Consider the following 13332-nt stretch of genomic DNA (forward strand, 5'->3'; position numbering starts at 1 on the left):
GTCGTATTATTATGAATATAAAAAGTTCATCAATGGATGAAAAAGAAAGTGGAGGCATATTGCATGAAAAACAAGCCGAGATATACTATTCCGGCCTCTTTGATGCGTTTAAAGCCTTATTTTGATGTACTTTCACGTACGAGTGATGTGTATTACTATATTACCGATGTGGAAACCGGGCTGACGATGTTTTCCGAAAACTGGATGAGGGATTTCGGAATGGGAAGAAGCGTCATCAACGATATAGATGCTGTGTGGATGCCGCATCTGCATCCTGATGATGTGGATAACCTGAAAAAGAAGAAGGATGAGATTTTCCGTCACAAACAGGAAAAGAAGATCAATATTGACTACAGGGCAAAGGACCGTGATGGCAATTATGTATGGCTGCGCTGCCGCGGAGAGCTGCTGGAGAGCAACAGGGGATTTCCTCCGATTTTTGCAGGAGTGCTTACCCGGCTCGATCAGCTCAATGAGGCAGACAAGGTCACAGGCCTTTTAAACAAGGAGCAGTTCGGACAGGCAATTCGTGAGGCTCTTGAGGAATTTCGGCGAACGGGGATGGGCGGCGAAATCCTGCTCCTTGGACTTGATAATTTCAAAATTATCAATGAAACCTTTAACCGTGCCTTCGGCGATGAGGTGCTTAGGATAACGGCAGGACAGATTCAAAATATCCTGCCGGAGGATACGCATCTTTATAAGCTTGACGGCGACGTATTCGGTGTTATTATGCCGGGTGCAGGGGAAGGACAGGTTACCAAGTTTTTCAAAGCCGTTCAAAAATGTATGAGCCGTCAGCAGTTTATCGACGGCAAGATGTATTTCTGTACTGTCTCAGGGGGGACGGTAGCGTATCCACAGGGCGGAAAGGAATATCAGGCGCTCTATAAGCACGCCGAGGCGGCTCTTGACCTCGCAAAGCGCGACGGCAAGAATCAGAATGTGATTTTCACTCGTGAGCAGTATAACCGATGGATGCGTTCTCTGACCATGCGTGATACCATCAAGACAAGTGTCGAGAATGATTGTGAGGGATTTTCCCTCTTTTATCAGCCGCAGGTGGATGCCTCGACTAGAAGACTTATCGGCGCGGAGGCTCTGCTTCGCTGGAAAAATCCAAAGGGGCGCATGGTAGCACCTATGGAGTTTGTGCCTATTCTTGAGGAGACGAAGATGATTCTTCCCCTTGGGAAATGGATTGTCCGCGAGGCGCTGAAAACCTGTGTGAAATGGCGTAAGGTTGTGCCAGATTTCACCATGAGCATCAATGTTTCGTATGCTCAGATTAAGGATATTACTTTCTTCAGCTTTGTGAGAGACGTCATCAAGGAGTACAATCTGCCGCCTGAGGCTTTGACCTTGGAGCTTACAGAGAGCACCATCGTTGCTGACTGGTCATTCTTAAATGAGCAGTTTGACGAGTTCAGGCAGGAGGGCATCCATATAGCGATGGATGACTTCGGCACGGGCTATTCTTCCCTTGCTTATCTGAAGAATCTTTCCTGCGATATCGTCAAGGTTGACCGCGAATTTGTGAAGCATATTACCGAAAGTGATTTTGACCGTGAGCTGGTACAGTATACTGTCACGCTCTGCCACGGACTGGGAATGCATGTCTGCATTGAAGGCGTGGAGGAAAAAGAGGTATATGATATTGTCACAAAGGACTGCGGCGCAGATTGTATTCAGGGATATCTGTTCGGACGGCCTTTCAGTGAATCAGACTTTGAAGAGCAGTATCTGACGAAGGAGATTTTGGAGTACCGCGATGTCAAGAATGAAAGATGAAGAAAATTTGACGAAGCTCGGAAGCAACGGGACGAAGTATCCGCAGGATTATGCCCCGGAAATGCTTGAGACCTTCGTGAACAAGCATCAGGAAAATGATTACTGGGTAAAGTTCAACTGCCCGGAGTTTACAACTCTCTGCCCGATTACGGGACAGCCGGATTTTGCAACCCTTTATATATCTTATGTGCCTGATGTGAAAATGGTAGAAAGCAAGTCTTTGAAGCTGTATCTTTTCAGCTTCAGGAATCACGGGGATTTTCATGAGGATGTGGTGAACATAATCATGAAGGACCTTATAAAGCTGCTAGATCCTCGTTATATCGAGGTCTGGGGGAAGTTCCTGCCACGCGGCGGAATTTCGATAGATCCGTATGCAAATTACGGACGCCCGGGAACAAAGTATGAAAAACTTGCGGAAATGCGGTTCAGCCGCCATGATATTGAGTGTCTGGATAAAGTAGACAATCGTTGAAGCAGGGGTGAGCAGGATGAATAATATTTTGAGAAATGTTTTGATGCGCCGTAGTGTTTCGCAGTTTGAGGAACGGCCGATTCGGGATGAAGACCTTATGGAGATTCTTGAGGAAGGAAAGGCGCTTTCGAATGCTGTAAACAATCAGGAATGGCATTTTACCATCCTGCAGAACCGCAAGCTCATAAAGCAGCTTTACGATGTGCATACTGAGCAGTCCTCTGCGATTCCGGATATAAAGGATTTTCTGCCGATTGAAGCGCCGCTGCTTCTTATTATATCGGGACGCAAGGATAATAAGTTTGTCGAGGATGCGGCGAACATGGTGTTCGGGAGCATGATGCTGGTTGCCGATAAATATGGAATCGGTTCCTGCTGGCTCGCGGCAATGCCGAAGCTGTTTGAAACTGAGGCAGGAAAGAGTGTTTTGGACCAGATGAGTGTTCCGCGTGGATATTCGCCTCTCTGTGTCGGTGCTTTTGGTTATAAAAAGACTGTCGTAGCGACGAGTGTGCTTTCGATGGAGGATAATATCGTCAATATTATTAAATGATTTGAAAAATGATGCCCGCCTATTTTGCAGACAGGCGGAGCAGTCGGGGGAGAAAATTATGCTGCAGGTGTACACGGGAACCGGTAAGGGAAAGACTACTGCGGCGATAGGAATCTCCATGCGGGCGATAGGCGCAGGAATGCGCGTATATATAATGCAATTTATGAAAGGGCTTGCTTACAGTGAGCAGCATGTGCTTCGGGATTTTTTCCCGAGGCTCGTGCTGAAGACTACAGGCAAGCCTTTTTTTATTGCCGCTGAGGGGATGCTTACGCCGGAAGAACGAGAGGCATGGGGGAACGACGTTGTTGTTTTTCCTCCCGGGAAGCCGCCGGCTGATTATGTAAAAATGATTGAGGACGGCTTTGACGAGGCAGCGGAGGAAGCATGCTCCGGCAAGTACGGTCTTGTGGTTTTGGATGAAATCAATGTCGCGCTTTTTTTCGGCCTGATCGGAAGGGAAAGGGTAGAAAAATTTTTGGACAATGTTCCCGAGGGGACAGAGCTTATTTTCACGGGAAGAAACGCACCGGACTGGCTAACGGAAAGGGCTGATCTCGTAACAGAAATGAAGGAAATAAAGCACTATTATCAAAAGGGTATTGAAGCACGAAAGGGAATTGAGAACTGAGCGTCGGCTGAATGGGGGTGCAGCTTGTGCCGGTGTTTAAGAAAACGTTATTCATATTTTTGCTGATTGCGGCAGGGGCGCTGGGGTTTACAGGATGGCTTCTTTCAGCTGAGCCGCAGGAGGCTGTAAGGCTGGACAGGGCAGAGGCGCCTGAAAAGCCTGCCAGGGTGACTGTGTATGTGACAGGGGCGGTAAAGCGCCCCGGTGTTGTCGAGCTTTCGGCGAATGACCGGATAGGACAGGCAATCGAAGCCTGTGGAGGGGCATTGCCGACAGCAGATATGGAGGGAGTAAATCTCGCGAAGCAGCTGACCGACGGAATGCAGATTCGCGTTCCTGAGAATGTAAAATCCGGAGGAGCGCAGCCGGGGATGGCGAAGTCGGAAACGGCGGAGGGGAAGGTTAACATAAATACTGCAGATGCCGCAGGCCTTGATAAGCTGCCGGGGATAGGACCGGCGATGGCAAAGCGCATCGTTGATTACCGCAATGAGCATGGCCCGTTTGAGGCGCCTGAGGACATTCAGAAGGTTAGGGGCATAGGCCCTTCAAAATACGAAAAGATGAAGGATCGGATAGCTATATGAGAGAGGGACAGGCACCACTCAGCTTTTTGAACCTTCTTCTGGCTTCATTTTGTGCCGGCATCCGGTTAATGTGGACGGCACTGGAGGGCGGCGGAATTTCTTCGGAAGTTTTTATGCTTTTATTATGCGTGGGAGCAGTGCTGCTTCCGCTCATAATATTGTTCAGAAAAAAGAGCAGTGTAGGGACGGTTGCCCTTTGTGCACTGCTTTTTTGTGTGCTTGGTGCTGTGCGCTTCTGGACGGTGGCTGAGCTTTCGCGTGAGGATGTTTTTTACGCCGCAGGAAAAAATGCGGAAATAACAGGGACAGTGCATGGAGATTTATCAATACAGCCGTCTTCGGACGGAAGGGGCTGGAGATTCCGCTGCCTTGTTGAGGCGCAGACAATTAAGACGGATGTTGAAAGGAATAAAGCCGAAGGAAGGCTGTATGTGGCGGGAAACGCTATTCGAAAGGAAGATATCCCGAAGATACAGGAGGGAGATATTCTCCGTGCACGGGGAAGAATAAAAAGAATCCGCGGCTATAAAAATCCCGGACAGTTGGATATTGAAAGACAGGCCCGGAGTCAGGGAATAACGGCAAGACTTTCGGCGGAAAAAGGTGCTGTAGAAGTTATTGGCAGAGATGCTTCGGCTTTGAGCGGATATTTGACAGAGGTCAGGAGACATTACCGCAGCGCACTTTCAGAGGCAATGTCTGAGGAGGATGCTGCGGCGATTTTTGCCATGCTTTTCGGCGGATATGAGGGAATCAGGGCAGAGGTTCTGGAGTCCTTTACCGCAACAGGAATTGTGCATATTTTGTCAGTATCAGGCTCCCATATCACTTTGCTTGCGGCTGTGTTCGCATGGCTTGGAAGGGCACTGAGACTGCGCAGGGGTATAACGGCAGTTGTTATTGTGTCGGCAATTTCCGTTTATGTGCTTTTGGCGTCGGCAGTCGCTCCTGCTGTCAGGTCGGGAATAATGGGCATCGTCGCGGCGCTGGCACTTGTACTGGAACGGGAGAGGGATGCCCGTCAGATTTTGTCGGTTACAGGTCTTTTGATGCTGCTATGGTCGCCCTGGCTCTTGTTTGATATAAGCTTTGAGCTTTCGTTTGCGGCGACGGCAGGACTTCTTTATATTGCACCAAGGCTTCGTGAGTTGAGGGTGCTTGAAAACGCTCCTGAATGGATTTCGGGAAGCCTTTCGATTACCATTGCGGCACAGGCAACGGTGCTTCCTCTTTTGGCATGGTATTTTCATGTAGTATCGTTAAGCTCTCTTTTGGCGAATATTCTCGTCGTACCTGTTTTGGAGCTCATAATGATTGCGGCACTCTTTTCAGGGATGGCAGCAGCATTTTTACCAATGGCGGCGAGATTTATACTCGCGGGAGACAGTCTGCTTTTTGGCGGAGCCTCGGAGCTGTCAAAGCTTTTGGCGGAGCTTCCCATGAGTCAGGTGTATCTGCCTCCTATGGGCGCGGGATTTGCTCTTTTATATTACAGTGTTATTGTATTCTGGCTTCAGGACAGGGAACGCAAGGAATATCTTGTTAATATTATTCGGGGAACAAGAGGACGGGCCGCAGCTCTTGCTGTATTTGCAGGAATTTTTTTCGTCGGATTGAGTTCTTTTTTTCGTGCACCGGAGATGAGCGTGCATTTTATTGATGTAGGACAGGGAGACTCCGCGCTTATCATAACGCCTCACGGACGGGCCTTTATGATGGATACGGGGGGAACGCGGGATGCCGGCTTTGATATAGGTACCCGTGTGGACGTTCCTTATCTTTTGCAGCATGGAGTGCGCGCTCTGGATGCGGTTTTCCTTACACACGCCCATGAGGATCACTCCGCAGGGGCAGGAGGAATATTACGGAAGCTGCCGGCAGGCACAGTTTTTACTGCCCACGAGGGTAAAGAGGTGTATCAGGCAGCCATGAGGCTTTCTTCCCGTGACATGGCAAAGACTGTTTTTACTGCACCTCCCGAGGGGACTGAGATTATTATTGACGGTGTAAAAATAGAAGTGCTTTTTGCTCCGGAGGCTGCCGGCAGCAGGACATCGGAAAACGAGCTTTCAAATGTGTACCGGGTGACATATGGGAACGCGTCCTTCCTTTTTACGGGAGACCTTGTAAAGGAAAAGGAGAAGGAGCTGATTCGAAAGCATGATGTGAGAAGCAGCGTTCTTAAGGTCGGTCATCACGGCTCAAAAACATCTTCTTCAGAGCCGTTTCTTTCTGCGGTTCAGCCTAAGTGGGCAGTCATATCCGTCGGGGACGGTAATAGTTTCGGACATCCGAACCGGGAGACTTTGCAGGCATTGGAAAATCATGGAATAAAGGTGTACAGGACTGACCAAAACGGCGCGGTAACATTCAGAACAGACGGTGATGTAATGCGCGTGGATTCATGGCTTTAATCATAACTGGATTAACGGCTGTCTATATGAAAATTTCATATGATATTTTGCTGTAAACTTCTAGACATATGTGTATCATTAAGATATGATTTATATGAGCATGAATTTGCACAATTAGTCCCATAGGAGGCAGACTATGTACCACGTTACATCCCGTTTTATATTGGCTGACCTTTCACCGGTTTGGGAAAAGGTTATGAAGGCAGTTGAGCCGTTGGAGCGGTTCACACATGAGATTCAGACGACGGACACTATTCCGATGAATCCGCCTAAGGATACGACGGCGGTTATACTGCGGGCTGACGAAAACTGCAGACCGGAGAAAATATGCGAGGGCTTTGCTCCGACTACAAGGATTATTATATGTACCGATTCCCCTGAAAAGCTGTCAGAGGAATCTCTCGATGTGCTGGATGACATCTGGCCGCTTGAGCCGAATGAGGCATTGGCACAATATTATGTGGAGCGTCTATATCACGATATTAAGGAAGATATGGATGCATGGCTCACAAAGCAGTATCTTGATACGACAATCAATACTTCTCCTGATATGATTTGGTTCAAGGACAAGAAGGGTGCGCACCTCAAGGTCAATGACGCGTTCTGTCATGTTGTCGGGAAACCCCGTGAGGATATTGAGGGCCGCGGTCATTACTACATCTGGGGCCTTACAAAGGAGCAGTACGACAAGGGAGAGTTTGTCTGCCTTGAGACAGAGGAAGAGGTAATGAGAAAGGGTGTTACCTGCGTGTTCGACGAGCACGTAATGGATGCAGACAGTATACGCCTTTTGCAGACATATAAGACTCCTCTTTGGGATATTGACGGTACGATTATGGGAACGGTAGGTATCGCCCGGGATGTTACTAAGCTTAGAAGCTACGAAGCTGAGCTTTTGGCGGCAGCTCGCTCGGACGAGCTGACAGGTCTTGCAAACCGCCGTTATTTCTACGAGTACATAGAACAGAACCGTGCTGACCAGACACTTACGATTGCGCGGATTGACCTTTCCTACTTCAAACAGCTCAATGATACCTATGGCGCTCAGTGCGGTGATAACGCCCTTATCGCCGTCGCGGGCTTCCTTCGTGAGGTTTTCTCGGAGGCTATGGTATGCCGCTTCGGTGGCGGTGAGTTCCTGCTGGCTTACATAGGAGCATGTCCTCTTGACGGGCTAAAACAGAAGTTCAAGAAAGTACTCGATAAAATCAGTGAATACTGCGAAAAGGATAAAAATCCGATTCTCTTGTCCGCCAATATGGGTATTACAACGACAGGAGATGCTTCGCAGCCGATAGACGCCCTGATTCGTCAGTGCGACCTGGCGCTTTACTTTACACGCAGCCTCGGTGATGGACAGTGCTGCGTATTCTCGGAGATTGTAAACGCCGATTAAAAAATAACAGAAAAATAAAAACGAGGCTGAGATAAAATGGAATTCATTTTGTCTCAGCCTCGTTTTGTATTTCATATCGGTAAATTATGTGCAATTCTCAATATTTTTCCACATTGTCCGCTTTCGGGCGGTGGGATTTGTCGTAGTCGATATGGTGGTCGCCGTCATGGGTGGCGAGGAGATTGCCGTAGAGCGATTTCCAATCCGCGAGGGTGCGCTCCGCGTTTTTGCGAAGCGTTTCAGCGAAGTCTTCGGGCGATTGCCCGGCTGCATCCGATACCAGCGCCATCGAACGTTTTTCTGCCTGATGGGCAGCTTCTGCCACTTCGGGGTGGAGCGCGCTGTAATAACCGCGCGTCAGTATCGTCACCTGCTGGGAAATCCACCATGCCTTTTCGGCGTCGTATTTCGTCCTGTCGGTCTGTGTGTAAGCGTCCGGAAGCGGTGCGACGGCCAGCGGGATATAGACACTTTCCGCCGGTGCGTTCATCGAAAGCCACATCAATGGTGCAGGATTTTTTTCATTCGTCTGCGTAATCCAGGTATATGCGATATGACGCGCCGTGATGGTACGCTCCCATTTGCTGTCTCCGTATCGGTACGGCGATGCGAAAAGCCCCGCGCCGTTGTCCTTCGTGCGGTCAAATTCCGTCCCCTCACAGGCATCGCGGTGAAGTTCCATGATTTCCGGCAGCGTCAGCAGATGGTCGGGACGAATCGAAAACGGATACGCGTCCGTGTCCCAGTTCCGCACCTTTGCAGGAAGCTTCGTCGAGGGCGCGACTAGACTCAGGGCACGCCATACGCGGCGCAGGGAATAATACGGATGGTAATCTTCTGCGGCTTTCATTGAAAGGACCCAGTCGAGATTGCCTTTCTTGTCATAGGAAGCCCAACCGATTTCGTTCAGCATTTTGGGCAGTTTCGGATTGAATATCTGATCCGGGCTGTTCTCTTTTATCGCCCGAATACGGAATTGATTCGCCGCGACGAAAAATTCTCCGTCGGGAACTCGCTGGGCAATCCAAAATCCGCCCTTTCCCGAAGGTGTCGGCTGCATTTCCAGCGCCCATCCTTCGTCCTTGTCAGCGATGAGAAGCGTCTCGCCCGTACCCCAAAGGCCATATTCGTCTATCAGGCCGCCAATCAGGCGAACTGCTTCCTGCGCGGTGCGGCAGCGCTCGAGCGCCACGCGCCCAAGTTCCGACGCGTAAAAAATGCCGTGGCCGGGTTTCGGCTCCAGATATTCCAGACGCTGGGAACCGTTCGTGCATTCGCCGAGCATCAGTCCGTGTTCGTTCATTACGCCATAGTCGCTGTCAATATAAGCGTAAGTGTGGGGCACTTCCGGGATTTCCCCGAGAGGTTTCGTCCTCTCCTTGCCGGGCCAGGCATAGGCGTCGGCGCGCTCCGGCGCGACGAGGCGCGGGTTCGAGAAGCATGCGTATTCCGGCAGGTCGTCCCATGCGATTGCGGAGGGATAGACCTTCCGCATACTTCTGGGTGCATGGTCCTTCGCCGGGACATATACGATATTCGGATCGCTGGAAAAGGTGTCGTTGGAGTGTGTGACATAGGCGCTGCCGTCGGCAGAAGCTCCGCGCGTCACAATCGCCGTGGTGCAGGCCTCTGCGGAGGATGCAGCGAAACAAAGAACACTCACCGCAACGGAAGCAATCATTGACTTTGTTTTCAAAAGAGATTCTCCTTCCTGAATATGAATAATTATTTTGCGTTTTTTGGCGGCAGTGCCGCAGCTTCGTCGAAGACAAGGCTTGCAGTGCCGTCATCGTTTGCCTTCATCGTCGCCCGGACGCCGAAGGGGAGGAACGCGTTGTTCGAAACATGGCCTGCGGGCACGTCTTTGATGACGGGTTTTCCCACGAGCCGCGCGTAATAGTCGATAACCTCCGCTGTCGTAGGATCACCGGGGTCCAGATCGTCGTCGCCCCCCGTGAACGCCCCGAACAAAATACCGTTCACCCGATGGAGCAGTCCGTTCTGCCAAAGCTGATAAAGTGCCCGATCAATCTGGTAAGACGACACGCCCACGTCCTCCAAAAAGAGCAGCGCGCCGTCGCCCTTCAGTTCATACGGCGTCCCGACCAATGAAAGCACTATGCTGAGATTGCCCCCCATCAGGACACCCTCCGCCTCACCGGGGATGACGGCCTTCATCGGTGCGCCTTTCGGCGTCGGAAGCGCACCCAGCGGTTCGTAGGACTCAATACCCCGGAAAAATTCCTGCTCCGTATACGCTGTCAGATGGTCGCCGGCCAGTGAGCCGAGCATAGGCCCGTGCACGGTGACAATCCCACTTTTTTCACCCAGGGCGGTATGCAGCGCTGTGATATCGCTAAACCCAATCAAAAGCTTCGGATGGCGGGCAATCTCCGTGTAATTGAGCTTGTTCAGAACGCGCACTGAACCGTAACCGCCTCGCAGACAAATAATCGCCTTCACCTCGTCATCAGCGAAAAAGTGGTTGAGATCCGATGCCCTTGCCGAATCCGTTCCTGCGAAAAAGCCGTTGGCAGTCGTGCAGGACGGCGCGAGCTTCACACGGTAGCCGTGCTTTTTCAAAAGCCGTACGCCCTTTTCCCATTTTTCACGTTCCAGCCAGGAAGCGGGCGCGACGATGCCTATGCAGTCTCCGGGACGAAGCGCGCTGCCACGGGAGCGCGTCTCAGAATGCTGCACTGTTTGTCGGGCCTCCGCCCGCGCATCCATGACGCCCATTTCCGCCGTCACTCCGCCAAAAAAAGAAAACGCCGCCACAAAAGCAGCAAGTGTCGCCATTCTTTTCATATCTCATCGCTCCTGTCCTGTTTCAAAATGACGCAAATCCAATTTTCTCCAAAGGAGAAATCGCGCTAAATAACATTATAACAAAATTGGAAGAGTTATATGTGCTGCAATGAACAGCATTTTAAGCATGGAAAAAGCACAGCCGCTGCAATGGCTGTGCTTTTTCTATGATGTTTGGAAGAGAAATCAGCCTTTGTAAAGTGGGACGGTGAGACTTCCCGTCGGCATGAGAATGATGCTGTAGTCTTTGCCGACATATTCCTCGGCGAGCTTCAGGGCTTCATCAACTTCATTGACGGCGCCTGTAAAGAGCATATCCTTTGCCAGCTGGCGGTCAAGGCTTGTTACGAGAATGAAATGGGCTTTCGTCATCAGACGGCTGACAGCGTATGCCTTGTTTGCGCCGATGACAAAGTGTCCTGCAAGCTCTCCTTCGATTGCTTCAGGGGTTTTCAGACGGCGGAAGGTTTCTTCAAGAACCTTGCTGCCGCTGCCTTCTTCGCAGTCTGCAAGAAGCACTACAACGCCGCCTTCGCGCACTGCAAGTACGGAGTTGTCCATTGTTTTCTGCATCTGATATACATTGATGTCTTTCGGATAGCCGCCGCAGCTGACGATAACGACATCGGCTTTCTTATCAATGGGAACGCCGTAAACCTCGTCAACGAATTTGCAGGCTTCAAGGTGAGCCGCAATATAATCACCTGCGAACATTTTGAGGAAGCGATGCTCAGCGTCGAGAATAGCATTAAAGAGGAAGACATTGGTGCCTCGTTTTTTCATGGCATCGGCCCAGAGCTTGACGCCCTCCATCTGATCCTCGTAAACAGGGTTTCCTGTCGTCGCGCCGAGACCTGCATGGGGGTCCATCATGAAGCTGTGGTTGTGGCGGATTGTCTCCATAGCGGCGCAGCCCGGAAGAACTGCCTTGCGCCCTCCGCCGTATCCGCTGAAATAATGGTGGACAATGGTACCCGTCAGGATTACATGGTCGCTGTGGCATATGTGTTTGTTGATGAGAACAGGCGTGAAGCGGCTCGTTGTTCCAAAGTATTCAAAGTCCTCGGGAATGTTGCAGTCGCTGTTGAACATTTTTACGCGGCCTGCCACCTCGGGGCTTACGCCCTCTGCCATTTCCTCCTCTGTCATGAGACGGTGGGAGCCGAGGGAAAATACAATCTGGACGTTTGCATCGGGTACACCGAGCCGGTTCAGTTCGTTGAGAAGTACCGGCATGAAATCGAAGCTGTTTGCTACCCGCGTCGGGTCGTTGCAGATGAATGTAACGGTGTCGCCGGGTTTTACTATTTCGTCAAGGGATGGGCAGCCAATCGGGTTGCGGATGGCTTCGAGAACGGCAGACGGGATATCCGTCAGCGGTGATTTCTCCGGCATGCGGATTTCTTTAAGCACACGGGATTCATCAATAGAGAATGTTTTTTCACCGCGGCCGTAGTGGAACGTATAGTCTTTCATCGAGATACCTCCCCCAAAAATTATAAATTATAAATATTGTACCTGACTATATTATACTGAATTTTGATTTATGATGGAAGATGGATAAAAAATAATTTATATATTATTATATATTTAAGAGTTGAAGGGAGTGGCGGCATGAAGTACGGACAATTTCTGGCGGCACTGCGCAGGAACGGTGCAAAGCATGTGTACCTTCTCGCAGGAGAGGAGACATATTATATAGGAAAAGCGGAGCAGGCAGTTTTGAAGGCGCTTGTTCCGGAGGAAGCTGCCCGCTCCGAGTGTGTTCAGAGCTTCGACGGAGATGTTTCCGCGGATGAGCTTACCGGTTTGATTGATACAGTTCCTTTTTTTGCTGAAAAAACTGTTCTTCTTGTACGAAATTCAAATTTGTTCAGGGAAAAGAAGGGCGACAAGGATGGAGACAAGGAAGAAAAGAAAGCAAAGAGCCGTAAGAAGGGAGACCCGATGGAACGGCTCATGGACCGTCTTTCAGATATGCCTGACACAAGCTATGTGATATTTGAGACATCCGCAAAGGCGGATAAAAGACGGAAAATATATAAGCTTGTGGAATCCGTGGGAGCGGTCCTTGAAGCGGAGCGCGAGCGCCCGTGGACTATTGACGAGTGGCTTCGGGGAAAGCTTTCTGAGCTTAACCGCGAGCTTGACCGTGAGGCGATGGCTTATTTCATGAACGCGGTATCAATGATGCAGTCCATCGAGCTTGAGTTTCTGGATGAGGAGCTTAATAAGCTTGCTCTTTCGACAGAGAACAGAAGATTTACAAAAAAAGATATATCAAGGGTATTTGCAAGTGTACCTGAGGTTTCGGGGTTTGCAATGCTGGATGCCGTAAGTGCAAGGGATGTGAAAAAGGCGATAGTGATTCTTGAGCGGCAGCTTTCTGAGGGAACGTATCTGCCGCTTATTCTTGCCGGCCTTTCACGCCATGTACGTCAGCTTTGGCAGGCAAAGGAGCTTATGGCACGCGGTGTCAGGGGAAGGGCTCTGGGGCAGCCTCTGAACCTTAATCCTGTTATTGCGGAAAAAATAGGAAGGGCGGCACAGGGCTTTGATGCGAAGCTGCTCAGAAGGGTGTTCCTTTTCCTGTGTGACGCGGATTATAAACTAAAAACAGGGCAGGGCGGAGAAGAGCTTTTGGAAGAAGCAGTAATAGCATTGTGCAGAAAATGAG

11 protein-coding genes are annotated in these 13332 nt (G+C 50.2%); 8 read left to right on the forward strand and 3 right to left on the reverse strand.

Features of this window, described 5'->3' with window-relative positions; translation table 11 throughout:
* Window positions 1–63: 63 nt before the first annotated feature.
* From BUA83_RS01360 to BUA83_RS01390, 7 genes are all read left to right on the forward strand, one after another.
* Window positions 64–1791 (forward strand): bifunctional diguanylate cyclase/phosphodiesterase, encoded by a 1728-nt coding sequence (locus tag BUA83_RS01360; RefSeq protein ID WP_072934388.1) that lies wholly within the window; start codon window positions 64–66, stop codon window positions 1789–1791.
* Window positions 1772–2266: a preQ(1) synthase gene (gene queF, locus BUA83_RS01365; RefSeq protein ID WP_072934389.1), complete on the forward strand. Its 495-nt coding sequence runs from the start codon at window positions 1772–1774 to the stop codon at window positions 2264–2266. Before BUA83_RS01360 ends, queF begins: the two co-directional genes overlap by 20 nt.
* 16 nt (window positions 2267–2282) lie before the next feature.
* Window positions 2283–2819, forward strand: coding sequence for a nitroreductase family protein (locus BUA83_RS01370; protein WP_072934390.1), 537 nt, complete (start codon window positions 2283–2285; stop codon window positions 2817–2819).
* A gap of 58 nt (window positions 2820–2877) precedes the next feature.
* Window positions 2878–3450, forward strand: a complete 573-nt coding sequence (locus BUA83_RS01375; RefSeq protein ID WP_072934681.1) for a cob(I)yrinic acid a,c-diamide adenosyltransferase — start codon at window positions 2878–2880, stop codon at window positions 3448–3450.
* A gap of 32 nt (window positions 3451–3482) precedes the next feature.
* The gene (locus BUA83_RS01380; protein WP_327287939.1) at window positions 3483–4037 is read left to right on the forward strand and encodes a ComEA family DNA-binding protein; all 555 of its coding nucleotides are present in this window, start codon (window positions 3483–3485) and stop codon (window positions 4035–4037) included.
* The gene (locus BUA83_RS01385; RefSeq protein WP_072934392.1) at window positions 4034–6451 is read left to right on the forward strand and encodes a DNA internalization-related competence protein ComEC/Rec2; all 2418 of its coding nucleotides are present in this window, start codon (window positions 4034–4036) and stop codon (window positions 6449–6451) included. The genes BUA83_RS01380 and BUA83_RS01385 overlap by 4 nt, the downstream gene beginning before the upstream one ends.
* A gap of 136 nt (window positions 6452–6587) precedes the next feature.
* Window positions 6588–7847 (forward strand): sensor domain-containing diguanylate cyclase, encoded by a 1260-nt coding sequence (locus tag BUA83_RS01390; RefSeq protein WP_072934393.1) that lies wholly within the window; start codon window positions 6588–6590, stop codon window positions 7845–7847.
* 97 nt (window positions 7848–7944) lie between these two features.
* Here BUA83_RS01390 and BUA83_RS01395 read toward each other — a convergent pair whose 3' ends face one another.
* The 3 genes from BUA83_RS01395 to BUA83_RS01405 form a co-directional block, all read right to left on the reverse strand.
* Window positions 7945–9528 (reverse strand): C69 family dipeptidase, encoded by a 1584-nt coding sequence (locus tag BUA83_RS01395; RefSeq protein WP_234988209.1) that lies wholly within the window; start codon window positions 9526–9528, stop codon window positions 7945–7947.
* A 44-nt stretch (window positions 9529–9572) separates the two neighbouring features.
* Window positions 9573–10655, reverse strand: a complete 1083-nt coding sequence (locus BUA83_RS01400; protein WP_234988190.1) for a S66 peptidase family protein — start codon at window positions 10653–10655, stop codon at window positions 9573–9575.
* 186 nt (window positions 10656–10841) lie between these two features.
* Complete coding sequence (locus BUA83_RS01405) at window positions 10842–12131, reverse strand: nickel-dependent lactate racemase family protein (RefSeq protein WP_072934395.1); 1290 nt, start codon at window positions 12129–12131, stop codon at window positions 10842–10844.
* A gap of 138 nt (window positions 12132–12269) precedes the next feature.
* Between BUA83_RS01405 and holA the strand changes: the two genes are divergently transcribed.
* Window positions 12270–13331: a DNA polymerase III subunit delta gene (gene holA / locus BUA83_RS01410; RefSeq protein ID WP_072934396.1), complete on the forward strand. Its 1062-nt coding sequence runs from the start codon at window positions 12270–12272 to the stop codon at window positions 13329–13331.
* Window position 13332 lies beyond the last annotated feature (1 nt).

Origin of the sequence: Schwartzia succinivorans DSM 10502, from assembly GCF_900129225.1 — a bacterium.
Classification (GTDB): domain Bacteria; phylum Bacillota; class Negativicutes; order Selenomonadales; family Selenomonadaceae; genus Schwartzia; species Schwartzia succinivorans.